Raw genomic sequence first — 25,533 nt, forward strand, 5'->3', positions numbered from 1 at the left:
CACGCAAAACGCTCGGCTGGAAAACTCCAGCCGAGCGTTTACGTGATCTACTGACAGGCATCTGACCATCAGGTGTTGCGAGGACCCCTAGAATCCGCCAATCGGAGGGCGGGGCTTTTCGCGTGAGTACTAGTCGTTCTGGAAGTAGCTCAGCAGACGCAGGATTTCGACGTACAGCCAGACCAACGTGATGGTCAGGCCGAGCGCGACGCCCCAGGCTGCCTTCTCCGGAGCCTGTGCGCGGATCAGCTGATCGGCCTGGTCGAAGTCCAGCAGGAAGCTGAACGCCGCAATGCCGATGCAGACGAGGCTGAAGATGATGGCGATGGGTCCGCCGTCACGCAGCCCGAATCCACCGTCCATGAAGAAGCTGGCGACGAGGTTGCCGAGCATGAGCACGACGACACCGATGAGGGCACCGACGATCATGCGAGTCAGACGCGGCGTGACGCGAATAGCGCCGGTCTTGTAGACGATCAGCATGCCGAAGAACACGCCGAACGTGCCGAGGATGGCCTGGCCGATCAGTGCCGATCCGCCGACTCCGCCGAACGAGACGTCGGTGAACATCAGCGACAGCGCGCCGAGGAACACACCTTCCGCCGCGGCGTAGGCCAGCACGATTGCCTTGTTGTCCATCTTGCGACCGAACGTCGCGAACATGACCAAGCCGAAGCCGATGAGGCCGCCGCCGATCACGAAGGGGATGGCCAAGCCCGGATTACCCGAGACCAGGAAGTACGAGATGATCGCCGTGACGCTGAGCACACCGAGGGTGATGCCGGTCTTGGTGACCACGTCGTCGATCGTCATGGCCCGCTGAGCGGGCTGCGTGGTGTACGGGTCGGCCTGCGTTCCGGGATGTTGGCCGAACGTTGCGGCCTGCGAGGCTCCAGCCGTCGCAGATCCGAATGTGGCGTATCCGCCGCCCTGCTGCTTGGGCAGGTTGCGGAACACCGGGTTGCTGGAGGTGCGCACCGTGTCTCTTTCCCTTCGTAAGTTCTGATCCCCACCGGGGATCTCCCCGTCGGTCATCAGTAGAACGTTCGACATCCGGACAAAAGTTCCCGTGACGAGAACCTCTACGTCGGACAAAACGGACTCTACCGGGTCGCCCCTCGACAGGCAGCCACGACCGCGTGTGTGACACCGAATCGAAACGGGCACTATGAGGAAATGGCAATCGAAGACGGACCCGACCAGACCTTGGACCAAAGCGAAAGCCTCGACTCCGACGAGGTGCGCAACGACGACGGCGACACCGTGGTCGATCCCCCGGACCACTGGAGCGAAGCCAACAGTTTCGGCACCACCGCCCGTGAAGCAGCCGAGGGCGAGAGCCTCGACCTCAAGCTCAGCGAAGAAGAACCCGACATCGCCGTCGAGGAGGATCTCGACCGCCCGATCACCGAGACCCCGGACGACGAACTGACCGAAGAACTGGTCGACCACGTCATCGAGGAGTCCGACGAGGATCCCGACATCGATTACGCGGAAGGCCAGCGTCAGGCCGAGATCGTCGAAGGGACTCTCGTCGAGGATCGTGGGCGCGACAGGGGCCAGATCGACGGCACCCCGGAAGACGGCGGCCCCGTCACCTGACGCTCTCGCATCTGGTCTTCACTGTCACTCGCTCGGGCGCACCGAGCGAGTGACGGTGAACTTGGTGTTGCGTCCCATCGGATCGGTGGGCCCGACGGCGTCGGCGAGAGCCCGACGATAGTTCAGGTGCGTGTTGAACACCGTCCACAGCTGTCCGCCCGGCCGCAGCACGCGTCCGGCGGCCTCGAACAACTTGCCTGCCCCGCCTGTGTGTACCGCAGCGCCCTCGTGGAACGGCGGGTTGCAGACGATCAGGTCGACCGACCGGGACTCGAACGTCGACATTGCGTCGTCGGCCACCACCGAGATCGTGGTCCCGTTCGCTTCGGCGGTGGCAGCGGCCGACGCGATGGCCGCGGCGGATCGGTCCGTCGCGATCACCTCGAGACCGGGCCTGGTTCGAGCCAATTCGGTCGCGAGAATTCCACTGCCGCACCCCAGATCGACGGCGTTGGTTGCGCGAGGTGCCATCTTCGGCACGAACCCCAGTAGAAATCTCGTCCCGATATCGAGGCCGGCCCCGGCGAAGACCGCGCCGTGAGCCACGACCGTCAGGCCGAGGTCGTCGATTCGTTTGTCGACCGGATACGTCATCTCCGACGCCACTGCCCCGGTCGCGGTCAGTACCCGCGCCTTCTGCCGTCCCCGACCCGCCGTGACGGTCTCGAACGACCGCCCGAGGATGTCGTTCATCGCAGGCGTCATGTGTTTGTCCCGGCCGCCGGCCAGGACGACGACGTTCCGGAGCGCATGCGCCGCGATGTGCTCGGCGATCTCGGTGAGCTCGGCCAGACCTCGCGGCAACTGCATCAACACGGTGCCGACGCCGTCGAGCAGTTCCGCACCCAGCCCGTGGTGGGTGTACGTGCCGACCATCGACACACGCGCCGCGTTCAGCTCCAGAGCGCGTACGCCGGTAACAGCGTCCTGGTGCACTCGCACGTCGGTGAACCCCAGGGCCGCCGCACCCAGAGTCAGAGCGCCGTAGCGATCGCCGATCACAGCAATCGGTGCCGTGCGGTCGACCCCCAGTTCGTCGACGGTATCGAGCAGCAGACGATCTGCCGCGTCGACCGCATGCAGATTGGGTGCCTCGGCATCGGGCTCACGCCGCAGAGCTTCGAACAACGTTTCATCGGACACCCGGGCAGTATTCCACCGAACGCGACCGGCCGAGCGCGGTCGTTCCGCGCGGCAAGTGGCTATTGCGACCGATGAGGTGCATGCTCGGGGAATGGAACACAAAGACAAGAACGAGGCGCTCTTCAGCCATCCCGACGACGCTTCGACCGATGCCTCGGCCGAAGCGACCAAGCCCGCCGTCTACACGGCCCTCTTCAGCGGTGCCAACGACTGACCCTCACGACAGATACCGCAGGTACTCCAGCGCCTTGGTCGCGTGTACGTGACCGCGCTCGCTCTGCACCACCATCCGCACCGTACGGTGCCGATCGATCACGAACGTCGTCCGCTTCACGGACAACAACTGCCGTAGATAACTGCGACGAGCCACGTTCGAGTGGCCGCGCTCGAAATCCCGAAGTCGACGCCTACGGGCGAACCACCCGCCGCGCCGCACTCCGAACTGTTCGGCCACCGCACCGTCGGAATCCGAGAGCAACGGGAAGTCGAACGACCTCTGCAGCGCGAAATGTTGGTTCTTGTCTCGGGTATCGGTGCTGATCCCCACTCGCTGCGCACCGAACCTGCCGAACTCCGCTCCCAGATCCCGAAAATGGCACGCCTCGGCCGTGCAGATCGGACTGTTCGCAGCCGGATAGAAGAACAGGACCACCGGCCCCGACGCCGTGAGCTCGGTGAGCGCACGACGTTCACCGGAATGATCGGGCAGCTCGAAATCCGGGGCGGTCTGTCCGATTCGCATGACGCAGAGGGTACCGCTCGGCTCGCAACGAGCAGGGCCGTGGCCGTCAACCGCGCGGTACGAGCCACTTTCGCAGTCGTGCGGTGACGAACGGCATCACCACGTACACCATCAGCGGAGTGCACATCATCACTACGACCGCAGTCCGCAGGGCCACGTTCAGGTGGGTCAGATGTGGAGTGATCACGAGGTTCACCAACAGGCTGACGGCATAGAACGCAACACCGATGGACACGGCCTGCTTCCACCGCGGCGGCGGACCGCCCACGACGCGCACGGCGTCGGTCAGGTTCGACTGTGGCTCGAACCATCCCTCCACGCCGGAAAGCCGATGTGTCACAACGTCGTCCGCTATCGGTCGGCCACGGCCGAGCCAATCGCGCCTCGCCTCCGAACGCAACCACGCCTCGAGATGGTCGTGCGTCTCGAATCGATACACCACGTGATAGTCACTGGATTCGGCCGAGCTGCGCAGCCAGCCTCCGCCGAGAAAGCCCGGGAAGGTTCGCACCAGGTCGATGCCCCGGTCGGTCCATTCGACGAAGTCCGCCTCGTGTCCCTCGCGAACGCGTCGTGCGACCGAGGTCGTGACGTGCTCGAGCGTGTCGGTCATGGCCATGGGGTCCCCTCCTGCGCTGGTTCGTCGTCGGTGCGTTCTACACAGACTGTGTCGAAATGGACCGAGTATCAAATCAGGAACCGGATTGCAGACCGATGGCATACTGGAGCGCGCTGTGTGACTATTCGTCCACGAGCTTCCATCGCGATCGGTCTGGAGTGGACGTATGGCACCTAGTGAGACCGAGTACGAACTCGACGACGTCGACCGACGGATCGTCACCGAACTGAGCCGAGACGGGCGCATGTCCATGAGGGCCCTCGCCGAGGCCACCCACATTTCCCGCGCACATGCCTACGTTCGCGTCGACCGACTCGTCGACGAAGGTGTGATCGAGGGTTTCACCGCCCGTATCGCGTACGAGAAAGCCGGATTCGGCGCATCCGCGTATGTCGCACTGTCGATTCGGCAAGATTCCTGGCGGGCTGTCGCCGACGACCTCAGCACGTTCCCCTTCGTCGAACACGTCAGCCTGATGGGCGGCGACTTCGACGCCTTGGTCCTCGTGCGCGCTCCGGACAACTCGGCATTGCGACACCTGGTACTCGACAAGTTGCAAGGGCTGGACGGGATACTCTCGACACGGACGTGGCTGATCTTCGACGAAGCAGTCGGCCCCGGAGCGCAGTGGTTCACGCCGAAGCCGAACAGGAGACATCCATGAGCGCCACCGAACAGCCCGCCCTCTCGGACGTCGTTGTCATCGGCGGCGGCATCGGCGGTGTCTCACTCGCATACGAACTCGCCGGCGACCGCCGTGTCACGCTGCTCGAGCGTGAGTCCACGCTGGCGTTCCACACCACCGGTCGATCCGCGGCTCTGTTTCTGGAGACGTACGGCAACAGCACGATTCGCGCCTTGACGACCGCCAGCCGGGACTTTCTGGTGAACCCACCCGACTGCTTCCGGTCGGATTTGCTCACTCCGCGTCCACTGTTGCAATTCGCGGCCACGGGACGCGGCGATGCCCTCGAAGCGATGTACACCGACGTCAGTCGCCTCACTCCCGACGCGCAGCTGGTCTCCCCCACCGACGCATGCACATTCTTCCCACCGCTACGGCCCGAGCTGATCGATTGCGCTCTGTACGAACCGCATTCGATGGAGGTCGACGTCCATGCTCTGCATCAGGGCTTCGTCGGAGGTCTGCGACAGCGGGGCGGTCGGATCCACACCAAGGCCTCGGTGACCGAACTCGAGCGCCTGAACGGTCTGTGGCACGTACGCACCTCGGACGGGACGACTCATCGGGCTCCACTGGTTGTGGACGCGGCAGGGGCCTGGGCGGATGTCGTCGGTGCGATGGCGGGGGCCCGCCACATCGGCCTGGTTCCCAAGCGCAGGTCGGTCTTCATGGTTTCCGCACCCGACGATCTCGACACCAAGAATCTGGCGACACTGAGCGACATCGACGAGAAGTTCTACATCAAACCCGAAGGCGCACAACTGTTGTGCTCGCCGGCCGACGAGACGGCGGTCGAACCGAGCGATGCCCGTCCGGACGAGCTGGAGATCGCGCGGGCGTTCGACGACATCGCCGAGGTGACTACCCTGACTGCGCGACACGTTCGTTCGTCCTGGGCCGGACTGCGCAGCTTCGTTCCCGATCGCACCCCGGTGGTCGGGTTCGACCCCGAGCTCGAGGGCTTCTTCTGGTGCGCCGGGCAGGGCGGCTACGGAATCCAGACGTGCGCGGCGCTGGCCCGGGTGGGCGCGGCTGTCGTTCGCGGAGAACCGGTTCCGGCAGATGTGGCCGAGCGCGGCCTTCTCGAAGCGGATCTGTCGCCCCGCCGTCTCGGCTAGAGGCGCTGCGCGCCACGTGCGCGGAAACTCGACCTGGGCTACGAAGTTCCACTCACGACGTGAGACCTCAGCCGGCGACGACGCGTCGCAGATCGCGCACTGTCGTCCGATAGATGTCCAGCAGGTCGGCATCCTGCCCGCCGTCGATCCGTACCGCCCAGTCGTCGAAGGCGATGCGCAGGGCCATACCGGCACCTTCGACCAACAGTCGTGCATACGAACGTGATTCGTGGTCGCCGAGGCGCTCGGTCACCGCATCGGTGACGCGGCACAGTGTCATCGCGTCGGCCGCGAAGGCTGCGGCCCGCAGATGCGCGTCGATACCGATCAGTCGCCGAGTGCGTAGGAGTCGGTCGCGCTCCTCCTCGGGCGCTGTCGACAGTCGCTCGACGGACTGCTCGTACAACGCTTCGATTCCAGGCAGCGTGATGTGCTCGGGCGCGGTGGCAGCGAGCCACTGGTCGAAGTCGACCTCGAAGTCAGGGTCGATGCCGAGAACGGACTCCTCCTTCGAGGCGAAGCTGCGAAAGAACGTACTGGGCGACACCCCCGCTCGGCGCGCGATCTCGTCCACCGTGGTCGCGGCGCAGCCCTGCTTCTCGAACAGCTCGAGTGCGGCGCGAGTGATCTCGAGCCGAGTTTCTCGGCGACGTCGCTCTCGCAGGTCCGGCACTCGTTCGCTCATCCTCGTCCATCCGTCGACTGCGGTCGTCATTCGCTGTCAACTTACCAGCAATCGTCAAGTTGACAGTCACTGTCATAATGATTGAAGCTATCTACATACGATTGCACGCTTCGATCCCATACGCGAAAGTTTGTCGACACATGAGTTCACCCGAGACCGACCGCACCCCCGACGAGCAACTCGCGCCGGGCAGCAAGTTATTGATCGGCATATTGGTCATCGCAGCCTTCGTCATGATCCTCAACGAGACGATCATGAGCGTGGCGCTCCCGACCCTGATGGTCGACCTCGAGATCACGGCAACGACGGCCCAGTGGCTCACCACTGGATTCCTACTGACCATGGCGGTGGTCATTCCCGTCACCGGCTACCTGTTCCAACGCTTCACGCTGCGTCAGGTGTTCGTGACAGCGATGACCCTGTTCACCGTCGGCACCCTGCTCGCGGCCTCGGCACCCGGTTTCGAGCTACTTCTGCTCGGCCGCATCACGCAGGCCAGCGGGACGGCGATCATGCTGCCGCTGCTCATGACCACAGTGCTCACCGTTGTCCCGGCCCACAAGCGCGGCGCGATGATGGGTGTGATCTCCATCGTCATCGCCGTCGCACCGGCTGTCGGCCCCACCATCTCCGGAGTCATTCTCGACTCGCTGAATTGGCGTTGGATGTTCTGGCTGGTGCTTCCCATCGCGCTCGTCGCGTTCGGCATCGGAACCACACTGGTGAAGAACGTGACCGAGACGGGACGGCCTTCGTTCGATCCCACGTCGGTCGTGTTGTCCGCCTTGGCGTTCGGCGGCATCGTCTACGGCCTGAGCAGCCTCGGTCATTCTGCCGAGGAGTCGGTCGTACCGGTCTGGTTGCCGTTGGTGGTGGGAGTGATCGCACTCGTCGTCTTCGTGCTGCGGCAGATCGCCCGCCAGGAACGCGGCGGCGCGCTGCTGGACATGCGTCCGTTCCGCACCCCCACCTTCAGCATCGGACTCGGCATGATCGCGATCTCGATGATGGCCCTGTTCGGCGCCCTGATCCTCCTGCCGATGTATCTGCAGAACGTGCGCGGACTCGACACCCTCGCAACCGGCCTGATGCTCCTGCCCGGCGGATTGCTGATGGGTCTGCTCGCACCCTTCGTCGGCCGCATCTTCGACCGAATCGGGCCGCGCCCGTTGGTCATTCCCGGAGCCATGGTGGTGAGCGCCGCGTTGTGGTCGATGACGGTGCTGGATGCACAGTCGGCACTACCGCTGGTCGTCGGTATCCACATGCTGCTCTCGGCGGGGCTCGCGCTCATCATGACTCCGCTGATGACCTCCTCGCTCGGATCCCTTCCCACCCGCCTGTACTCGCACGGCAGCGCGATCTTCAACACCGTGCAGCAGCTGGCCGGAGCCGCAGGAACCGCGTTGTTCGTCACCGTCATGTCGAACACCGCAGCGGCCCGAATCTCCGACGGGGCAACGCAGGTGGGTGGTTCCGAGGCAGGCATCCACACCGCATTCCTGTGCGGTGGGGCGGTGTCACTGGTCGCGGTGGCTGCGTCGTTCTTCATCCGAGCACAGGCAAGCAGTGATCGAGACGAGGCCGTGTCGGCGCAACCGGTGCACTGAACGCCGGCGGCATTCACACCGCGCCGCCGCGGTCAGCCGAGCGCGATCAGATCGATCGGGTGAGTCAGCAGACGACCGACGAGGGCGAGGAATTCCGACCCCTGTTGGCCGTCGACCAGTCGATGATCGAACGAGAGCGACAGTGTCGTCACCGACCGTAAAGCGATCTCGCCGTTGTGTTCCCACGGCGTTCGACGGATGGACCCGAAGCACAGGATGGCCGCCTCGCCGGGGTTGAGGATCGGGGTGCCTGCGTCGACTCCGAACACCCCCACGTTGGTGATGGTGATGGTGCCGTCGGCCAGATCGGCCGGACTGCTCTTGCCCTCCTTCGCGATACGCGTCAGGTCGGCCAGGGCACGCGCGATGTCCACCAGAGAGAGCTCGTGTGCGTTCTTGATGTTGGGCACCATCAATCCGCGGGGTGTCGCCGCCGCGATGCCGAGGTTGACGTAGTACTTGGTCACGATTTCCTGCGCAACCTCGTCCCAGCTCGAGTTCAGCGACGGATTCGATTTCAGGGCAACGAGAACGGCTTTGCACACCAGAGCCAACGGCGTCAGACGCACGTCCCGGAAATGTGTGGAGGACCGCAGCGACTCGAGGAGTTCGAGCGTCTCGGTCACGTCGACGGTCACGAATTCGGTGACGTGAGGTGCAGTGAACGCACTTCGCACCATGGCCTCGGCGGTGTGCTTGCGTACACCCTTGATCGGAGTGCGCTCCTCCCGACCGGTCCGCCCGGATACCGACTGCTGCGCCTCGGTCTCGAGCTGCACGTCGGTGTCACTCTGCACATCGGTGTCAATCTGCCCAGCCGACCCGCCCTGCAGGTACGACTCCACGTCCTGACGGGTGACGTCGCCGTGGCGTCCACTCGCGGGCAACTCGTTCAGATCGATGCCGTTGTCCTTGGCCATCTTTCGTACCGGTGGGGCCGCAAGCGGCTTTCCGTTCCGATCGTTCGGCGCGGACGCCGCGGGTGGGTCGACGCGGCCACCGCGTCGGCTCGAGCCTTCCTTCGCGACGCCGTAACCCACGAGGACCGGGACGCGCTCGTCCTCGTCCTCCCCGGACGACGTGGTCTGAATCGGGGAAACGGACTGCTCTGGATCGGTAGCGACCGGTTCGTCGTCACCGCCGACTCTGATGTCGATGATCGGCACTCCGACCTCCACCGTGTCGCCCTCGGAAACATGCAGGGCAGCAACGACACCGGCGAACGGAGAAGGCAATTCCACCGCAGCCTTGGCCGTCTCGACCTCGGCGATGTTCTGGTTTAGTTCGATGGTGTCACCGACCGCGACGAGCCAGGTCAACAGGTCGGCCTCGGTGAGGCCCTCCCCCAGGTCGGGCAGCGGAAAACTCTTGATGGTGGACATCGTCGAATCCTGTTCGGTCGGCATCGGCGGAGGATGTGTGATCGAGGCGAAACGGCAGCTCAGTGGGAACGGCAGCGGTCCACTGCGTCGAGGATCCGGTCGACGTCGGGAAGATAGAACTTCTCGAGCTTCGACGCCGGGTACGGCGTTCCGAATCCACCGACCCGCAGCACCGGCGCTTCGAGGTTGTAGAAGCACCGCTCGGAGATGCGAGCGGCTATCTCCGAGCCGAGGCCCATGAAGACCGGTGCCTCGTGTGTGACGACGAGCCGTCCGGTCTTACGCACCGACGCTTCGACGGTCTCGAAGTCGATCGGCGACAGCGACCGCAGATCGATGACCTCGATCGAGATACCCTCGTGTGCAGCAACTTCGGCTGCCTTACGGGCAGTGGACACCAACGGTCCGTAGGCCACCAGTGTGATGTCGGTGCCCTCGGTGACCACCCGCGCCCGATGCAGCGGGAAGGCGGTGTCGAGATCGTCGACACCGAGGTCGATCGGACTCTTCTCCCAGTATCGACGTTTGGGTTCGAAGAACAGCACGGGATCGTCGCTGGCAATGGCCTGCTGGATCATCGAGTAGCCGTCGGCGGCGTTGCTGCAGGTCACCACGCGCAGTCCGGCGGTCTGGGCGAAGTAGCCCTCCGGCGATTCCGAATGATGTTCCACTGCACCGATTCCGCCGCCGTAGGGCACCCGGATGGTCATCGGGATCTTGACATTTCCGCTCGTGCGATAGTGCAGCTTGGCCACCTGCGACACGATCTGATCGAACGCCGGGTAGATGAAGCCGTCGAACTGGATCTCGCACACGGGACGGAATCCGCGCATCGCCAGGCCCACAGCGGTACCGATGATGCCCGATTCGGCCAGCGGCATGTCCAGTACTCGGCCGGGCCCGAAGTCCTTCTGCAGGCCGTCGGTGATGCGGAAGACGCCACCGAGCTTGCCGATGTCCTCGCCCATCAGCAACACCTTGGGGTCGTTTTCCATAGCGCGACGCAGGCCGGCATTGATGGCTTTGCCGAGCGGCAGGCTGGTGGGCCGTTCCAGGGTGGTCATGACGTGACTCCTTCGAATCCAGCTTGGTAGGAGGCGAATTGGGCCCGCTCGTCGTCGAGCAGAGAGTGTGGGTCGGCGTAGACGTTGTCGAACACCGTCATCGCCGCGGGTTCGACGGTCTCGAGGCATCCACGTCGCAGATCGGCGGCGACGTCGTCCGCCGTCCGCTGGACCGATGCCACGAACTCGTCGTCGAACACGCCGATTCGTCTGAGCAGCTTCTCGATTCGGTCGATCGGATCCTTGGCACGCCACTCGTCGTCCATGGCCCCGGATCGATACCTCGTCGGGTCGTCGGACGTGGTGTGCGGCCCCATGCGGTAGGTGACGGCTTCGATGAGCATCGGGCCGCTGCCCTCACGGGCGCGGGCGAGCGCTGCTCTGGTCACGGCCAGCACCGCGAGGACGTCGTTTCCGTCGACCCGTACCGATGGGATGCCGAATCCCTCACCGCGTGCCGCGATCGTGGACTTGGTCTGCACGGTGACCGGTTCGGAGATCGCCCACTGGTTGTTCTGGCAGAAGAACACCACCGGTGCATGGAAACTGGCCGCGAACCCGAGAGCCTCCGAGATATCGCCCTGGCTGGTCGCTCCGTCTCCGAAGTAGGTGATGGCCGCGCCGTCGGCACCCTCGAGCTGCATGCCGATCGCGTATCCGGTCGCGTGCAGACCCTGCGAACCGACGATGATCGCCGGCGTCGTCATTCGATATTCGTACGGGTCCCATCCCGACAGGGTCGATCCCCGCCAGAAACGGAGCATCCGAGTGGGATCGACTCCGCGGCAGTAAGCCACCCCGTGCTCGCGGTAGCTGGCGAACACGAAGTCCTCGGAGTCGAGTGCGCGGGCCGAGCCGACCTGCGCCGCTTCCTGTCCGAGCAACGGAGCCCACAGCCCCAACTCGCCTTGCCGCTGCAGCGCGGTGGCCTCGGCGTCGATGCGCCGGACGACCACGAGATCGCGATAGATCTCCTTCATCGCAGCCGTGTCGATGTCCGCGACCAGAGGTGAATACGTCTCGTTGCGGACCACCGTTCCGGATTCCTTGATCAGCTGTATCAGCGAGGTGGTGTTCATGTCCGTGGCACTCTCCGTCGTGATGTGATGTCCTTCACAAGGACACCACCGACGCCCAGCGTGCACAAGTGATGACTTCAGAATTACGCAGTGTGCACAATATCGGGTAACGACCGAGCTACAGGAAGTGCGCAATGACCGATCTCGACAAGACCGACGCCCGACTCCTCCTCGCCCTCTGCGCCAAGCCTCGAGCCACCGGCGTCGAACTCGCCACCACGTTGGGCCTGTCCCGCAACACCGTCCAGGCACGCCTCGGGCGGTGGGACGACAAGGGGTCCCTCACCCCCATCGATCACCGTATTCCGCCGAAGTCGCTGGGACGTCCGTTGCAGGCCTTCGTGACCGCTCAGGTCAATCAGCACACGTTGGCAGCGGTCACCGAACACCTCCGCACGATCCCCGAAGTACTCGAGGTGTTCGGTCTGTCCGGCGCCGCGGACATGCACATCCGCATTGCGGCGGTCGACGCCGACGACCTGTACCGCATAGCAGGCCTGATCCTCGACATTCCTGGCGTCGAGCGGACGAACATGTCGATTGCCATGTCCGAGCTGATTCAGTACCGAACCAAGCCGTTGCTCGAACAGCTCGCCGACGACGGCCGCCGCTGAGCACCCCGACCATCCCCGTCGGGCCGATACCGACCGCATCACGCAATCTGCACGGTCCGAGCGATGCCGGTTGACCGGTCTGCGTCGTGCACGACACCCTGTGACGGACAAGACATCCGGGCAGCCGCTGCATCTGCTCCCATCCCCTGACCGAAAGAGACCGACTGTGTCCGTCGTTGCCGACCACTCTGCCGTCACACCCACTCGACATCGCTCTTCTGTTGCCCAGACCGCGAATTCGGCTTCGGCACCGGCCGCACCCGGTGTCTTCGACCGGCCCGACATGCCATCCGACTCCGCGCACGAGCGCGTGGTGTTCTGCCACGATCGAGACACCGGTCTGCGCGCGATCGTCGCGATTCACTCGACCGTGCTGGGACCGGCACTCGGCGGAACTCGCTTCTACCCCTACGCAAGCGAGCAGGACGCCGTGACCGATGTATTGAGACTCTCCCGCGGGATGACCTACAAGGCGGCTGTCGCAGGGGTGAATCTGGGCGGCGGGAAGGCAGTCATCATCGGCGACCCGACCGTCATCAAGACCCCGACATTGCTCGAGGCCTACGGCCGGTTCGTCGAATCGCTCGGCGGCACGTACGTCACGGCAGGCGACGTCGGCACCAACAGCGACGACCTCGATATCGTCGCCGAAGAAACGGCCTACGTCGTCGGTAAGAACACCACCGCGGGCGGCACCGGCGACAGCGGTCCACAGACGGCGCTCGGGGTCTATCTCTCCCTGCTGGCAGCAGCCGAATCGACCTGGGGCTCCGACGATCTGACCGGCAGACGAGTAGGTGTCGAAGGTGCAGGCAAGGTGGGTTACAACCTGGTCGCGCTCCTGCGCGGAGCGGGTGCCGACGTGCTCGTGAGCGACTCCTACGAACCCGCCCTCGACCGGATCGCCCAGGACTTCCCCGGCGTCACGATCGGAACCGACATCATCGGAGCCGACATCGATGTGTACGCCCCGTGCGCCATGGGAGCAACGCTCGACGCGTCCTCGGTGGACCGGCTGTCGGCGTCCATCGTGTGCGGTGCCGCGAACAATCAACTGCTCACGCCCGACGTCGAATCGCTGCTGGCCGCCCGGGGCATCGTCTGGGTACCGGACTACGTGGCCAACGCCGGCGGCTTGATTCAGGTGGAAGGTGAACTGCGCGGACGAAATTCGGCCGAGGTGATGGCAACGATCGGACAGATCCGTACTACCGTCGCCGGCATATTCACCATGGCACGCAGCGAAGGGATCCTGCTCGGAGCAGCCGCGGACCGACTGGCCGAGAAGCGAATTGCGGCCGCCCGAGAATAGGGACCGCACGCCCGGTGCGCTCCACCCGGCAGCGCATGTACCGCGCTGGGCTCAGGAGTGGAGCACACCGCTGCGATCTACTGCAGCGCCCGTCTACTGCAGCGCAATGTACTTGGTCTCGAGGTATTCCTCGATCCCTTCCGAGCCGCCCTCTCGTCCGAAGCCCGACTCCTTCACACCACCGAAGGGGGCCGCGGCGTCGGAGATGGCACCCCGGTTGACCCCCACCATGCCGGTGTCGAGAGCAGCCGAGACCCGCAGAGCCCGATCGAGGCTCTCGGTGTAGAAATAGGCCACCAATCCGTACCGGGTGTCGTTGGCCGCGGCGACGGCCTCGTCCTCGGTCTCGAATCCGACGATGGCGGCAACCGGCCCGAAGATCTCGTCGCGCAACAGGTTTGCGTCGGCCGGGATGCGGTCGAGCACAGTGGGTGTGAAGAAGAACCCGGGACCGTCGGGTGCCGATCCGCCGGTGCGGATGCGGGCGCCCTTGGCAACGGCATCGTCGACGAGTGCCGACACCGTCCGTCGCTGCTTGTCGTTGATGAGTGGTCCGATGTCGGTACCGTCGCGATCACCGGGGCCGACCGTCAGTGCTGCGATTCTCGCGGTCAGCTTCTCGGTGAATTCCTCGCGAACGGGCTCGGCCACGTACAGACGGTTTGCTGCAGTGCACGCCTCGCCGCCGTTGCGCATCTTCGCCAGCATCGCTCCGTCGACGGCGGCATCGATGTTCGCGTCCTCGAAGACGATGAACGGCGCATTGCCACCGAGCTCCATCGATGTCCGGAGCAGTCGGTCGGCTGCATTGCGCACCAGCAGCTTTCCCACTCCGGTCGATCCGGTGAAGGTGACCTTCCTCAGTCTGGGGTCGTCCATCAGCGGACCGGTGACGGATGCAGCGTCCGAGGCCGGGAGCACCGACAGCACACCGCTGGGCAATCCGGCGTCGGCGAACACCTGGCCGAGCAGGAGCATCGTCAGTGGGGTGTCCTCGGCCGGCTTGACGATGACGGTGCAACCCGCTGCGAGCGCGGGACCGATCTTGCGAGTTCCCATGGCCAGCGGGAAATTCCACGGAGTGATCGCGAGTACCGGGCCGACCGGCATCTTGGTGACCAGGATGCGGCCGTTACCGGCGGGTGCAGGGGTGTACCGGCCGCCGATTCGGACCGCTTCCTCGCTGAACCAGCGCAGGAATTCACCGCCGTAGTTGACTTCACCGCGACTCTCCGCCAACGACTTTCCCATTTCCAGGGTCATCAGCAGAGCGAAATCGGCTGCACGTTCCTGCAACAGGACGAAGGCGCGCCGCAGAATTTCGGCTCGCTCCCGTGCAGGCGTTGCCGCCCACTCCGGTTGCGCCGCGGCAGCGAGATCGAGGGCCGCGATGCCGTCGGCTGCGCCTGCGTCGGCGACGGTGGTCAGTTCCTCACCGGTGGCGGGATTCAGGACGGCGAATCGCGCGCCCGACTGCGCGGGGGTCTGCTTTCCACCGAGCCACAGGTCGGTGGGCAGCGAGGACAACAGCTGCTCGACGGCCATGTCAGAGTCCCTTCGAAGCGTCGCGCAGTGCGTTCTCGAGGACCGTGAGTGCGTCGTCGAGCAACTCGTCGGAGATCACCAGCGGCGGAAGCAGGCGGATGACGTTGCCGTAGGTTCCGCACGTCAACACGATCACGCCTGCCGCGAGTGCCGCAGCGGCAACGGCTTTGGTGGCCTCGGGGTTCGGCTCACGTCCACCCGGTACGACGAGCTCGACGGCAAGCATGGCCCCACGGCCTCGAACCTCACCCATGATCCCCACCTCCGGCATCAACGCCGTGAGCCGATCGACGACGATGCGTTCGATGTCGCGAGCGCGGGCGTTGAGGTCGAGGGTCTCCATCTGTTCGATCGATGCCAGCGCAGCGGCGCATGCGACGGGATTGCCTCCGTAGGTGCCGCCGAGCCCACCGGGATGCACGGCGTCGATCAGATCTGCCCGGCCCGTCACCGCGGCCAGTGGCATACCGCCCGCGATGCCCTTGGCCATGGTGATCAGGTCCGGCACGATGCCCTCGTGCTCGCTGGCGAACCAGGCACCGGTGCGAGTGAATCCGGACTGCACCTCGTCGGCGATGAACACGACATCGTGCTTGCGCGCCCACTCGGTCAGCGCAGGCAGGAAGCCGTCCGCCGGCACGACGAAGCCGCCCTCACCCTGGATCGGCTCGATCAGGATGGCCGCGAGATTGTCTGCGCCGACCTGCTTTTCGATCATGGAGATCGCACGGGCGGCGGCCTGTGCACCGGTGACGGCCAATCCGTCGGCACCGAGTCCTTCACGGAACGGGTACGACATCGGAACTCGATAGACCTCGGGAGCGAACGGGCCGAATCCACTCTTGTACGGCATCGACTTCGAGGTCAGAGCCATCGTCAGGTTCGTGCGGCCGTGATACGCGTGGTCGAACACGACCACGGCCGAGCGGCCGGTGGCGTGCCGGGCGATCTTGACTGCGTTCTCGACGGCCTCGGCACCACTGTTGAACAGGACGGTGCGCTTGTCGTGATCTCCCGGCGTGAGTTCGGCCAACTTCTCGGCGACCGCGATGTATCCCTCGTAGGGCGCGATCATGAAGCAGGTGTGCGTGAAGTGAGCGACCTGATCCTGCACGGCGGCAACAACAGCCGGATTCGACGCACCGACGGTCGTCACGGCGATGCCGGCACCGAGGTCGATCAACGAATTGCCGTCGACGTCGACCACGACGCCGCCGTCTGCGTCGGCCACGTACACCGGCAACGTCGATGCGACGCCTGCACCGACGACGGCCTTGCGGCGCTCGGCCAGAGCCGACGATTTCGGGCCGGGGAACGCGGTGACGATCCTGCGCTCCTGCGGAAGTCGGTATTCGATCGAAGCCATGGTCGCACCTTTCGGGTTGGTCTCTGTGCAGCAAGTATGCGACCGCGAGGGTCGACCGAAGACTGCCGATACGTACATTCAGGTGCAGAAGCACACGCCATTTCGTCAGGCACGATTACAGTGCGACAGGTGAGTGTGCAGATTTCCTGGTTGTTGAGACAACGCGACCTCCGGCTGAGTCATCGCGGCGGGCCCGAACGCAGCGGCGCCGCCATCACCTTCGCGCAGGCGACCGAGCTCACCGATCCGAGTCCGTGGTTGTCCGGCGGCGAGCTGATCCTCACGACAGGTCTCGGCTTCGACTCCGGCGGCCCCGCACTCGCGCAGTACGTCCGCACCCTCCGAACGGCAGGGGTTGCCTGCCTCGGATTCGGAACCGGTCTCTCGCACAGCGTGATTCCACGAGAACTTCTCGACGCGGCAGACGAGGTCGGGCTGCCCGTCGTCGAGGTTCCCTACGACACTCCCTTCGCCGCCGTCATTCGGGCGGTCACCACACGCATCGCCGAGCAGGAGTACGAGGAAGTCCTGCGGGCGGCGTCGGTACAGAGCCGCATCACCCGCGCCGCACTGCACGGCGGCGTCGACGCGATCGTGCGCGAATTGGCGGTCGCCACGTCCACCTCCGTCGCGCTCATCGGACATCGCACCGAGTCGTTCCATCCGGTCGACGCGGCGGATCTGATCGCGCAGGCCCGCGAGATCGCCGCCAGTATCCGTCCGTCGTCGTCACCCGCGACGGTGTCGGTGAGCGAGCCGGGCCGCACCGTGAGCCTGCACTCGGTACCGATCACCGCCAGTGCGCCGAGCTTTCTCGCGATTCGCACGAAGGGGCCCGTGACGGGAGTCGAGCAGATATTGCTCGGGCATGCGGTGTCGCTGATAACCCTCGAACTGGAAAAGCCTGCGCGGCTGCGCGCCGAGCAGACGGCCCTGAACTCGCGCGCGCTCGGACTTCTCCTCGACGGGCATCTCCTGTCCCCCGGTGACACGCAGGTACCGAGCTATCTCGCCGATGCGGCCGACGACGACTCACGCATCACCGTGGTGGTTCTCCGCGGCGCGACGGGGCGGACGGGTTCCATCGCCGATGCCGTCGATGCTCAGTTCCGCGCCCACGCACGGCCGACGTTCGTCAGGTCCACCGACGACGGTGCCGAGATGCTGCTACCTGGCGACGACGCGACTTTCGTTGCGCAGCTGATGAATTCGCTTCCCCGTTCGGTGTGTGCGGGGGTCGGCACCGACATGCACATCACCGAGGCCCCCACCGCGCTGAGACAAGCGCGGCTCGCGTGCGCGGCGGCCGGTCCCGGTGATCGGGTCGTCCATTTCACCGGGTCGATGCTGCTGGCGTCGGAACCGGTTCGGGAGTCGTTGCGTGCCATGGCTGCCGTCACCATCGCCGTACTGGCCGAGTACGACCGCACTCACACCGCGGATCTGGTGGGTTCGCTTCGAGCGTTCCTGGAAGCCAACGGGCACTGGGAAACCGCCGCTGCCCACCTGTCGGTGCATCGTCACACCTTGCGCAACCGCATCACACGATGCGAGGAATTGCTGGGGGTGGATCTCACGTCGGCGCGGGTGCGAGCGGAACTGTTGCTCTCCCTACTCGCGGCATGAGCACACCCCTCTGTGTCAGGATTTCGCGATGACCACCCCTCGTCCTGAACCCCAGATCTCCGTCGCCACCGCGAAGTCGGTTCGGCTCGGAGTGCTGCTGGCGGCTGTGGGCGGATTTCTGGATGCGTACACCTACGTCACTCGCGGCGGTGTGTTCGCCGGTGCCCAGACCGGCAACGTGGTGCTGCTCGGCGTGGACGTGGCGGGCGGGCGTTGGGTGGAGGCGCTGGTGTTCCTGCCGCCGTTGACGGCATTCGTTCTGGGTGTCATGACGGCCGAGTTCATCGCGTTGCCTGCGATCGAGAGGATCGTGCGCAGGCCGGTGCGGGCTGTGCTCTGCTACGAGATCCTGGTTCTGGTGATCGTCGGGTTTCTGCCGGCAACGGTTCCCGATGCGGTGGTGTCGGTCATCCTCGCGCATGTCGCGGGCGTGCAGGTGACGACCTTTCGGGTGTTGGTGGATTCGCCGTTCAACACGACGATGACGACCGGCAACCTCCGCACCATGGCCATGGCGGCGTTTCATCGTGTGGTCGAGCATGATCGGGAGGCGGGGATTCGGGCTCGGCGGTTCGGCACGGTCATCGCCGGATTTCTCGGCGGCGCTGTACTCGGCGCAGTGTCGGTGGAGCTGTTCGCTCTGCGCGCGATCTGGGTGGTGGCCGTCATGCTGATCGTCGCGCTGGCACTGTTTGTGTTCGACGAACGCCCACCTCGATCGGCTGCAGCGAAGCGTTAGTCGCCCAGTCGAAGCGGCGCGATGGTGTCGAAGACGTCCCCCGGGCCCGGGTTGTCCGGTGCCGAGATGCCACCCAGGTGATGTACGACGCCCCATACCGCGTTCAGTGCTGTGTGAATCGCGCCCTCCGCCCAACCGGCGGTCCACGAGATGTCGTCGCCGGCAAGGAAGATGCCGCGGTGTCGGGGTTCGAGTTCGTCCTGCACGAAGTGGGTGAACAGTCTTTCCTGATAGCGGTAGTGCCCCGGCAGGTTGGCCTTGAACGCACCCATGAAGTCGCGCTCGGTCTCCCAGGACAGCGTCACCGGAGTCGAGATGATGTGGCTGCGGAAGTCGACGCCCGGGTAGATCTCCTCGAGGGATCGCAGCATGATGTTCATGCGTTCGGTGGGATCGAGAGCCAGCAGTTTGAGCGAGTCGTCGGACCACGTGTAGGACAGGCAGATCAGCCCCGGCTTTCCTTCGCCTTGATCGAGAAGGTATGTGCCGCGGCTCATCCGGTCGGTCAGTGTCATGCTGACCAGATCACGCCCGGTCACCGGGTCCTTGTCTTTCCAGAACGGCCGATCGACGAGTGCGAAGACCTTCGTCGACCCCATGTAATGGGTACGTTCGATGGCGGTCCAGTGGTCGATCGGGAACAGATCGTCGTCGCACCTGATGTTGCTGAGCAACATCCAACTCTGCGCGGTCACGACCGCGGCCGCGTACGTACGGATGTTTCCTCGGTCGTCGTGGATCGTGGTGCCGCCCCCGGTGCGCCTGATCTCGGTGACGCGCGGCATCGTGGTGCCGCCGTTCACCGAGGACACCGACGTACCCGCGGGCCAGTGCGCCAGGTCCGCGGGTGTGTCGGTCCACAACCGCATCGGCAGCTGCTGTGACCCGCCGACTATGCCGCGGTGGTGATCGTCGGCTGCGGTGATGACGACACGAAGGATCTCGAGAATGGAGTTGGGATAGTCGGTGTCCCAACCTCCTGTTCCGAAACCGACCTGGCCGAACAACTCTCGCATGCGAAACGACGAGAAATGCTCGGACGCAGCGAGGAATCCGTAGAAGGTCTGATCGTCGAATTTCACGATCAGTTCGTTCCAGATGCGCTTGATCTCGGCCGCGTCCCGCCTGCGGATGGCGCGCTGCAACGGAATCAGTTCGGCGTGCTCCTCGAGCGTTCTGTTCCATGCGTCGGCGACCTCGGCGAAGATCGGCGGGAGATCCTCGAGCTTGCGGGCGTAGTGGCTGGTGCCCTTGAGATCGATCACCGTACTGGGGGTCGCCTCGGCCAACGGGTTCGGGAACGGTGTCGTCTCGAGCCCGACGGAGTCGAGGTAGTGGAACAACGCGGTCGAGGACGGCGGAAACCGCATCGCGCCCATCTCGGCGACCACACCCGGATGCCCCTCGAACGGCACCGATCGCATGCGGCCGCCGATTCGATCCGATTCGTAGACAACCGGTTCCAGGCCGAGCCGAAGCAACTCGCGGGCCACGACCATTCCTGCGAGTCCGCCGCCGACCACCGCGACTCGGGTACCGAGTGCGGCGTCGGGAACGCTACCCAGGCCGGCCGGGTGGGCGAGGTAATCGTCGTAGGCGAACGGAAAGTCCGGCCCGAACATGGTGAGCGGTTGTTCGTCCTCGGGCTCTATCGCGCTGTCCGGGGTGACGGGTGTGGTCATCTGTCGTTCTCCTGCTCGGCTCGTACCGGGCCTGCGGTCCCTGCGGGACGAGGTGCCGTCCGATACAGATCCGGACGTCGGTCGGAAAGGTGGGTGTTGATCGCTCGAGACCTGTCGAGGTCGGCGGGGTCCAAGTGCACCGTCAACAGTTGCTCGTGCACACCGGCTCTGGCGATGTCGGTGCCATCGGGAGCAACGGCGCACGTCAGGCCGCAATAGGTCAGGCTCGACTCGGTGCCACAGCGGTTGACGTAGGTGACGAACACCTGGCTCTCGTAGGCCCGGGTGGGAACCACGTGGGTTGCGATGATCTCGAATGGCGACATCAGACCGGTCGGGACGATCAACCATTGCGTACCCGCGTCGGCGTGCGCGCGGACGGTCTCCGGAAATTCGACGTCGTAACAGGTGAGCAGACCGCAGCGCAGATCTCCGAAGTCGAACTGCACCACCAACTCCTGGCCGGGGGTGAAGTGGGCACGATCGAGCTCACCGAACAGGTGCGTCTTGCGGTAACGCGCCAGCGACGTACCGGTCGCGTCGACCACCTGAACGGCGTTGTACACCGACTCGCCGCTGCGTTCGGGATATCCGTACACGATCGCGACGCCGTGAGCACGGGCGATCTCGGCGACCCTCCCGAAGATCGGTCCGTCGAACGGTTCGGCACGATCGACGACGAGTTCACCGATGTCGTAACCGCTGACCGACATCTCCGGAGTGACCAGGATCGATGCGCCGGCCGCCGCGGCTGCCGCAGCCGCAGCGTCGAGTGCTTCGAGGTTGGCCTCGACATCGCCGGAGTCCTCCGGCCCCTGATAGAGCGAGACGGTGTTCGTCACCGATGCAACCCCGGCTTTCCGATCGGTAATTCTTCGGGCAGTGCCGGTGCCAGTACCCACAACACTCGCGCCCCACCGCTGCTGTCGCTGCGGAAACTGTGCCGACGGCGCGGCGAGAACGTGAAGGCGTCCCCCGCCCCGAGAGAGATGTCGTCCCCGCCGAAGTCCGCGCCGGGATCGGCTTCGAAGATCACCCGTAGCTCGCCGTCGATCACGTACACGAAGCTCACGTCGAGCGGCAGCGTGTACGCCTCGGACCCACTTCCGCCGCCGTGTTCGATATGCCCCAACAACACCTGCACGCGACGCTCCCCTACCGGCGTCAGCAGATACTCGGTCATCTGTTCTCCACCGAACATGATGCGCGGCAACGACTGTGCGCGTACCACTTCGCCGACGGGTGCGTCGTCGAACAGCGAGCCGACCGGTACGTCGAGCGCGGCGCAGACTCTAACCAGGGATGCGACCGATGCGTTCACCTGATCGCGCTCGAGCTTGGACAGATACCCCTTGGTGACCCCGCAGGTGTAGGCGAGCGCGTCGAGCGTCAGCCGCTTCTTCAGGCGCGCCTCCTTCAGGCGCGCACCGATTCGTGGCGCATCGACGTCGACCTGCGCGGCTGAAGACACCCTTTTCGCCTTTCAGGAAACTTGTGTTGACAAGACCGAGCATCAGAGTAACGCTTGCCGAGCGACATGGTCGACCTTTCGACGGCCGGGCGCTCGACTGCGGAGGGACATCTCGATGAATGCGAACAACCCGGAACACACCCCGGTCGGCCCGCTCGACGCCACCAAGGTCCCCCGTTACGCCGAACCGACGACATTCGCGCGACTCCCCCGGCTCGACGAGGTGTCGCGGGCAGACGTGACGATTCTCGGCGTGCCGTTCGATTCGGGGGTGAGCTACCGGCCGGGTGCGCGCTTCGGACCCGGCCACATCCGTGCGGCGTCGAAACTGTTGCGGCCGTACAACCCTGCCCTGCAGGTCTCGCCGTTCGCACGCCAACAGGTAGCCGACTTCGGCGACATCGGGGTCAATCCGTTCGACATCACCGAAGCGCTGCAGACCGTGCACGATGCCGTGACGGACCTGCGTGCCGACGGCTCTTCGGTGCTGACTCTCGGCGGCGACCACACCATCGCGCTCCCGATCCTGCGTTCGCTCGCGCGTGATCACGGGCCGATTGCGGTGTTGCACTTCGACGCCCACCTCGATACCTGGGATACGTACTTCGGTGCGCCGTACACACACGGGACGCCGTTTCGGCGGGCGAGCGAGGAAGGGCTCATCGACCTCGAACGCTCCCAGCACATCGGTATCCGCGGCCCTCTCTACAGTGAGCAGGACCTCGAGGACGACCGGGTGCTCGGCTTCCAGGTGATTCGTTCCGACGACTACGAGGTCGACGGCGTGGCCAGCATCGTCGAGCGGATGCGTCGTCGCCTCGACGGTGGCCCGGTCTACGTCTCGGTCGACATCGACGTTCTCGATCCCGCGCACGCTCCGGGCACCGGCACACCCGAGGCCGGCGGGATGACCTCGCGCGAGTTGCTCAACACGCTGCGCGGTCTAGTCGGGCTGAACGTGGTCGGTGCCGACATCGTGGAAGTCGCGCCCGCATACGACCACGCCGAGATCACCGGCATCGCGGCGGCCCATGTCGCGTACGAGTTGCTGTCGGTGCTGGCGCTGAACCGGTAGCGGGCACTTACCGGCGCGGCAACACCAGAATCGGTACGGGCGAGTGGCGGATGATCTTCGTTGCCCGTGAACCGAGAAACACTCGGGCGATCGGACCCAACGGCCCGGACGACCCGATGGTCAGCACTTCGCCGTCCTGCCAGTGCAGTTCGTCGAGTGCTTCTCGCCAACTGCCCGCGGTGGCCAACTCGGTGTCGACGCGGTCGGCCGGTAACCCCACCGCGACAGCGTCGTCCACCGCCGCGGTCAGCGCCTCGCTCAGTCCTCGGGCGAGCTCGGCCGCTACGTCGTCCTCGGCTCGCAGCCCGATCTCGGGCGGATACATCGTTGCCCCGCGAACGACGAACGAGGCCAAGCGAAGTGGCACACCGGTGTCGCGGGCCAACTCCGCTGTGGGCCCGACGACGCGGGTGGCCTCACTGTCGCCCGAGAATGCGCACGTGATCCGCGTCAGGACGGCCCGATCTCGAATGCGGTAGCCGCGCGGGGCCAACGCGACGGTGACCGGCGAGGAATGGAGCAACTTGTCCGCGGTGGAACCGACGACGACTTGCCCGAGAGCACCGTCCCCCGAGGAACCCAGAACCAGGATCGACGCCCCGGTGGTCTCCGCGGCCTCGGTCAATGCAGTGGACACCGAGCGGTGCGACATCCGGTGGAACGACGCGGCGACATCGGGTGCGCGTTCCTCCAAGTAGTGGCGGGCTTTCGCCTCCGACTCGGTGGCCGTCGACGCGGCCCAGTCGGCGAACTCGGCGTCGACCCTGGCCTTCGACGGCGTCGACCACGGCTTGGGAACCACGGTTGCCACGTCGATGTTCGTGGTCAGGGATCGGGCCAGTTGCGCACCGAGATCGAGGGCACCGACACTCCCCTTGCCGGGCGCGAACGCGATCAGCACGCTCATTCCGCGACCTTTCCGACCGATCGAAGCGCCGAATGATGCCGACCCCACAGGAAGTAGAACGCGAGAACCACGGCGAGCCAGAGCCCGAACCAGAACCACGTGGTCCACCGCAAGCCGGACAGGATGTAGATGCACGCGGCGATGGACAGGATCGGTGTCACCGGGTAGCCCGGCACCTTGAACGGACGCTCGAGGTCGGGCATCGTCCGGCGCAGGACGATCACGCCGATCGCCACGACGATGAACGCGACGAGCGTTCCGATCGACACCAGATCGGCCAACTTGTCCAGCGGAACGAACGCGGCGAGGATCGAGATGATCACCGCGACGACGATCGTGTTGTTGACGGGGGTGTGAGTCCGGGGACTGACCTTCGCGAACGCCTTGGGCAGCATCCCGTCTCGGCCCATGGCGAACAGAATGCGCGTCTGCCCGTACATCGTCACCAGAGTCACCGAGAAGATCGAGATCACCGCGCCCGCCGCCAGAATCGTGGCCGGCCATGCCCGTCCGGTCACATTTCGGAGAATCTCGGCCAACCCGGCTTCTTCCTGCCCGGCGAATGCTGTCCACGGCTGTGTGCCCAACGCCGCGACCGCAACGACGAGGTAGAAGACGATCACCACGACGAGTGCGGCAATGATGGCTCGCGGCATGGTTTTCTGTGGATTCTTCACCTCGTCCCCGGCTGTCGAGACGGCGTCGAGACCGATGAACGAGAAGAAGATGGTGCCGGCCGCCGCGGTGACACCTGCCGCTCCGAGCGGCATGAAGTCCGAGAAGTTGCCGGAATCGAAGGCGGTGAATCCGACGACGGCGAACAGCGCGAGCACGCCCAGCTTGATGACGACCATGACTGCGTTCACCGCTGCGGACTCGCTCGCACCGCGAATGAGCAAGACGGCGCACAGAACGATCAGCACGACGGCGGGCAAGTTCAGGATTCCCGGATCGGCGTCACCCGGTGCCGCGGACAACGCGTGCGGGATGGTGAAGCCGAAGAGGTTACCGAGAAGTTCGTTGAGGTATCCGCTCCAGCCGACCGCGACCGCGGCACTCGACACCCCGTACTCCAGCAGCAGGCAGGCCGCAACACCCATCGCGACCACCTCCCCCATCGTCACGTATGCGTATGAGTACGTCGATCCCGAGACCGGCACCGCCGAGGCCATTTCGGCGTAACAGATAGCGGCGAGCCCGGCGGCAATTCCTGCGGCCAGGAACGACAGGACCACGGCTGGACCGGCTTCGGGAACGGCGAGCGAGAGCACGAAGAAGATGCCGGTGCCGATGGTCGCTCCCACTCCGAACATCGTCAGTTGGAACGTCCCGATGGTGCGTTCCAGACCACCGGGCTGCTGGTCCGGCTCTGCGATCGGTTTCTTGCGGAACAACTGCGAGCGCAGACCCGATGCGGGTCCGTTCGACGATGTCATGGTCGAGACTCCCAACGTGAAGACGAACGGT

General features: G+C 65.1%; 25 protein-coding genes. 10 read left to right on the forward strand and 15 right to left on the reverse strand.

All coding sequences use genetic code 11. From position 1 onward, the window contains the following. Window positions 1-129: 129 nt before the first annotated feature. Complete coding sequence (locus CH285_RS27095; RefSeq protein ID WP_027496245.1) at window positions 130-978, reverse strand: Bax inhibitor-1/YccA family protein; 849 nt, start codon at window positions 976-978, stop codon at window positions 130-132. 198 nt (window positions 979-1,176) lie between these two features. Between CH285_RS27095 and CH285_RS27100 the strand changes: the two genes are divergently transcribed. Then, entirely contained in the window at window positions 1,177-1,602 is a 426-nt protein-coding gene (locus tag CH285_RS27100) for a hypothetical protein (RefSeq protein ID WP_027496244.1), read from the forward strand. A 24-nt stretch (window positions 1,603-1,626) separates the two neighbouring features. Here CH285_RS27100 and CH285_RS27105 read toward each other — a convergent pair whose 3' ends face one another. Further along, window positions 1,627-2,745: a class I SAM-dependent methyltransferase gene (locus tag CH285_RS27105; RefSeq protein ID WP_094643824.1), complete on the reverse strand. Its 1,119-nt coding sequence runs from the start codon at window positions 2,743-2,745 to the stop codon at window positions 1,627-1,629. Window positions 2,746-2,836: 91 nt separating this feature from the next. On the opposite strand from CH285_RS27105, the gene CH285_RS28545 reads away from it, so the two are divergent. Continuing rightward, window positions 2,837-2,959: a hypothetical protein gene (locus CH285_RS28545; RefSeq protein ID WP_255032376.1), complete on the forward strand. Its 123-nt coding sequence runs from the start codon at window positions 2,837-2,839 to the stop codon at window positions 2,957-2,959. A 3-nt stretch (window positions 2,960-2,962) separates the two neighbouring features. Here the strand turns inward: CH285_RS28545 and CH285_RS27110 are convergent, their stop codons facing one another. Next, on the reverse strand, window positions 2,963-3,487 hold the full coding sequence (locus CH285_RS27110; protein ID WP_027496242.1) for a peroxiredoxin: 525 nt from the start codon (window positions 3,485-3,487) through the stop codon (window positions 2,963-2,965). Between the two features lie 46 nt (window positions 3,488-3,533). Continuing rightward, entirely contained in the window at window positions 3,534-4,100 is a 567-nt protein-coding gene (locus CH285_RS27115; RefSeq protein WP_032366526.1) for an antibiotic biosynthesis monooxygenase, read from the reverse strand. A gap of 172 nt (window positions 4,101-4,272) precedes the next feature. Here CH285_RS27115 and CH285_RS27120 point away from each other — a divergent pair, with 172 nt between their 5' ends. Beyond that, window positions 4,273-4,770: an Lrp/AsnC family transcriptional regulator gene (locus tag CH285_RS27120; protein WP_027496240.1), complete on the forward strand. Its 498-nt coding sequence runs from the start codon at window positions 4,273-4,275 to the stop codon at window positions 4,768-4,770. Further along, complete coding sequence (locus CH285_RS27125) at window positions 4,767-5,909, forward strand: NAD(P)/FAD-dependent oxidoreductase (RefSeq protein WP_094643839.1); 1,143 nt, start codon at window positions 4,767-4,769, stop codon at window positions 5,907-5,909. Before CH285_RS27120 ends, CH285_RS27125 begins: the two co-directional genes overlap by 4 nt. Before the next feature lie 67 nt (window positions 5,910-5,976). On the opposite strand, the gene CH285_RS27130 is transcribed toward CH285_RS27125, so the two are convergent. Next, on the reverse strand, window positions 5,977-6,624 hold the full coding sequence (locus tag CH285_RS27130) for a TetR/AcrR family transcriptional regulator (RefSeq protein ID WP_255032377.1): 648 nt from the start codon (window positions 6,622-6,624) through the stop codon (window positions 5,977-5,979). Window positions 6,625-6,734: 110 nt separating this feature from the next. Between CH285_RS27130 and CH285_RS27135 the strand changes: the two genes are divergently transcribed. Further along, window positions 6,735-8,204, forward strand: coding sequence for an MDR family MFS transporter (locus tag CH285_RS27135; protein WP_032371088.1), 1,470 nt, complete (start codon window positions 6,735-6,737; stop codon window positions 8,202-8,204). Between the two features lie 32 nt (window positions 8,205-8,236). Here the strand turns inward: CH285_RS27135 and CH285_RS27140 are convergent, their stop codons facing one another. The 3 genes from CH285_RS27140 to pdhA are packed head-to-tail and all read right to left on the reverse strand — an operon-like array spanning window position 8,237 to window position 11,729. After that, entirely contained in the window at window positions 8,237-9,586 is a 1,350-nt protein-coding gene (locus CH285_RS27140) for a dihydrolipoamide acetyltransferase family protein (protein ID WP_094643841.1), read from the reverse strand. Between the two features lie 59 nt (window positions 9,587-9,645). Further along, the gene (locus CH285_RS27145; RefSeq protein ID WP_032371090.1) at window positions 9,646-10,650 is read right to left on the reverse strand and encodes an alpha-ketoacid dehydrogenase subunit beta; all 1,005 of its coding nucleotides are present in this window, start codon (window positions 10,648-10,650) and stop codon (window positions 9,646-9,648) included. Next, window positions 10,647-11,729, reverse strand: a complete 1,083-nt coding sequence (gene pdhA, locus CH285_RS27150; RefSeq protein WP_094643825.1) for a pyruvate dehydrogenase (acetyl-transferring) E1 component subunit alpha — start codon at window positions 11,727-11,729, stop codon at window positions 10,647-10,649. The genes CH285_RS27145 and pdhA overlap by 4 nt, the downstream gene beginning before the upstream one ends. Before the next feature lie 134 nt (window positions 11,730-11,863). Between pdhA and CH285_RS27155 the strand changes: the two genes are divergently transcribed. After that, window positions 11,864-12,343, forward strand: coding sequence for an Lrp/AsnC family transcriptional regulator (locus CH285_RS27155; protein WP_027496234.1), 480 nt, complete (start codon window positions 11,864-11,866; stop codon window positions 12,341-12,343). 283 nt (window positions 12,344-12,626) lie between these two features. Further along, window positions 12,627-13,655 (forward strand): Glu/Leu/Phe/Val family dehydrogenase, encoded by a 1,029-nt coding sequence (locus CH285_RS27160; RefSeq protein WP_094643842.1) that lies wholly within the window; start codon window positions 12,627-12,629, stop codon window positions 13,653-13,655. 93 nt (window positions 13,656-13,748) lie between these two features. On the opposite strand, the gene CH285_RS27165 is transcribed toward CH285_RS27160, so the two are convergent. Both CH285_RS27165 and gabT read right to left on the reverse strand, forming a co-directional pair. Beyond that, window positions 13,749-15,200, reverse strand: a complete 1,452-nt coding sequence (locus CH285_RS27165; RefSeq protein ID WP_032366251.1) for an NAD-dependent succinate-semialdehyde dehydrogenase — start codon at window positions 15,198-15,200, stop codon at window positions 13,749-13,751. 1 nt (window position 15,201) lies between these two features. Continuing rightward, window positions 15,202-16,566, reverse strand: a complete 1,365-nt coding sequence (gene gabT, locus CH285_RS27170; protein ID WP_094643826.1) for a 4-aminobutyrate--2-oxoglutarate transaminase — start codon at window positions 16,564-16,566, stop codon at window positions 15,202-15,204. Between the two features lie 129 nt (window positions 16,567-16,695). On the opposite strand from gabT, the gene CH285_RS27175 reads away from it, so the two are divergent. Together CH285_RS27175 and CH285_RS27180 are read left to right on the forward strand one after the other, a co-directional pair. Next, window positions 16,696-18,192, forward strand: coding sequence for a PucR family transcriptional regulator (locus tag CH285_RS27175; protein ID WP_032408053.1), 1,497 nt, complete (start codon window positions 16,696-16,698; stop codon window positions 18,190-18,192). A gap of 28 nt (window positions 18,193-18,220) precedes the next feature. Next, window positions 18,221-18,931 carry a YoaK family protein gene (locus CH285_RS27180; RefSeq protein WP_032366254.1) on the forward strand — a complete coding sequence of 237 codons (711 nt, stop codon included), beginning with the start codon at window positions 18,221-18,223 and terminating at the stop codon, window positions 18,929-18,931. On the opposite strand, the gene CH285_RS27185 is transcribed toward CH285_RS27180, so the two are convergent. From CH285_RS27185 to CH285_RS27195, 3 genes are read right to left on the reverse strand one after another with little or no spacing between them, the layout of a single operon-like run. Next, complete coding sequence (locus CH285_RS27185) at window positions 18,928-20,613, reverse strand: flavin monoamine oxidase family protein (RefSeq protein ID WP_032391136.1); 1,686 nt, start codon at window positions 20,611-20,613, stop codon at window positions 18,928-18,930. The genes CH285_RS27180 and CH285_RS27185 overlap by 4 nt on opposite strands. Further along, entirely contained in the window at window positions 20,610-21,455 is an 846-nt protein-coding gene (locus CH285_RS27190; protein ID WP_094643827.1) for a carbon-nitrogen hydrolase family protein, read from the reverse strand. Before CH285_RS27190 ends, CH285_RS27185 begins: the two co-directional genes overlap by 4 nt. Then, window positions 21,452-22,084 carry a helix-turn-helix domain-containing protein gene (locus tag CH285_RS27195; protein WP_032366257.1) on the reverse strand — a complete coding sequence of 211 codons (633 nt, stop codon included), beginning with the start codon at window positions 22,082-22,084 and terminating at the stop codon, window positions 21,452-21,454. Before CH285_RS27195 ends, CH285_RS27190 begins: the two co-directional genes overlap by 4 nt. A gap of 115 nt (window positions 22,085-22,199) precedes the next feature. Here CH285_RS27195 and speB point away from each other — a divergent pair, with 115 nt between their 5' ends. Then, window positions 22,200-23,159 (forward strand): agmatinase, encoded by a 960-nt coding sequence (gene speB, locus CH285_RS27200; protein ID WP_027496227.1) that lies wholly within the window; start codon window positions 22,200-22,202, stop codon window positions 23,157-23,159. 7 nt (window positions 23,160-23,166) lie between these two features. On the opposite strand, the gene CH285_RS27205 is transcribed toward speB, so the two are convergent. After that, complete coding sequence (locus CH285_RS27205) at window positions 23,167-24,066, reverse strand: universal stress protein (RefSeq protein WP_094643828.1); 900 nt, start codon at window positions 24,064-24,066, stop codon at window positions 23,167-23,169. Continuing rightward, window positions 24,063-25,502 carry an amino acid permease gene (locus tag CH285_RS27210; RefSeq protein ID WP_032383632.1) on the reverse strand — a complete coding sequence of 480 codons (1,440 nt, stop codon included), beginning with the start codon at window positions 25,500-25,502 and terminating at the stop codon, window positions 24,063-24,065. Before CH285_RS27210 ends, CH285_RS27205 begins: the two co-directional genes overlap by 4 nt. Window positions 25,503-25,533 lie beyond the last annotated feature (31 nt).

This window comes from Rhodococcus sp. 05-2256-B1 (assembly GCF_002258465.1).
GTDB classification, from domain to species: Bacteria; Actinomycetota; Actinomycetes; order Mycobacteriales; family Mycobacteriaceae; genus Rhodococcoides; species Rhodococcoides fascians.

Coding starts and splice junctions, on each gene's coding strand:
- CH285_RS27135 (WP_032371088.1), top strand. CDS start 6,735: ATGAGTTCACCCGAGACCGACCGCACCCCCGACGAGCAACTCGCGCCG.
- CH285_RS28545 (WP_255032376.1), top strand. CDS start 2,837: ATGGAACACAAAGACAAGAACGAGGCGCTCTTCAGCCATCCCGACGAC.
- CH285_RS27110 (WP_027496242.1), bottom strand. CDS start 3,487: ATGCGAATCGGACAGACCGCCCCGGATTTCGAGCTGCCCGATCATTCC.
- CH285_RS27125 (WP_094643839.1), top strand. CDS start 4,767: ATGAGCGCCACCGAACAGCCCGCCCTCTCGGACGTCGTTGTCATCGGC.
- CH285_RS27100 (WP_027496244.1), top strand. CDS start 1,177: ATGGCAATCGAAGACGGACCCGACCAGACCTTGGACCAAAGCGAAAGC.
- CH285_RS27185 (WP_032391136.1), bottom strand. CDS start 20,613: ATGACCACACCCGTCACCCCGGACAGCGCGATAGAGCCCGAGGACGAA.
- CH285_RS27155 (WP_027496234.1), top strand. CDS start 11,864: ATGACCGATCTCGACAAGACCGACGCCCGACTCCTCCTCGCCCTCTGC.
- CH285_RS27115 (WP_032366526.1), bottom strand. CDS start 4,100: ATGACCGACACGCTCGAGCACGTCACGACCTCGGTCGCACGACGCGTT.
- CH285_RS27120 (WP_027496240.1), top strand. CDS start 4,273: ATGGCACCTAGTGAGACCGAGTACGAACTCGACGACGTCGACCGACGG.
- CH285_RS27165 (WP_032366251.1), bottom strand. CDS start 15,200: ATGGCCGTCGAGCAGCTGTTGTCCTCGCTGCCCACCGACCTGTGGCTC.
- speB (WP_027496227.1), top strand. CDS start 22,200: ATGAATGCGAACAACCCGGAACACACCCCGGTCGGCCCGCTCGACGCC.
- CH285_RS27180 (WP_032366254.1), top strand. CDS start 18,221: ATGACCACCCCTCGTCCTGAACCCCAGATCTCCGTCGCCACCGCGAAG.
- CH285_RS27160 (WP_094643842.1), top strand. CDS start 12,627: ATGCCATCCGACTCCGCGCACGAGCGCGTGGTGTTCTGCCACGATCGA.
- pdhA (WP_094643825.1), bottom strand. CDS start 11,729: ATGAACACCACCTCGCTGATACAGCTGATCAAGGAATCCGGAACGGTG.
- CH285_RS27210 (WP_032383632.1), bottom strand. CDS start 25,502: ATGACATCGTCGAACGGACCCGCATCGGGTCTGCGCTCGCAGTTGTTC.
- CH285_RS27145 (WP_032371090.1), bottom strand. CDS start 10,650: ATGACCACCCTGGAACGGCCCACCAGCCTGCCGCTCGGCAAAGCCATC.
- CH285_RS27130 (WP_255032377.1), bottom strand. CDS start 6,624: ATGACGACCGCAGTCGACGGATGGACGAGGATGAGCGAACGAGTGCCG.
- gabT (WP_094643826.1), bottom strand. CDS start 16,566: ATGGCTTCGATCGAATACCGACTTCCGCAGGAGCGCAGGATCGTCACC.
- CH285_RS27140 (WP_094643841.1), bottom strand. CDS start 9,586: ATGTCCACCATCAAGAGTTTTCCGCTGCCCGACCTGGGGGAGGGCCTC.
- CH285_RS27205 (WP_094643828.1), bottom strand. CDS start 24,066: ATGAGCGTGCTGATCGCGTTCGCGCCCGGCAAGGGGAGTGTCGGTGCC.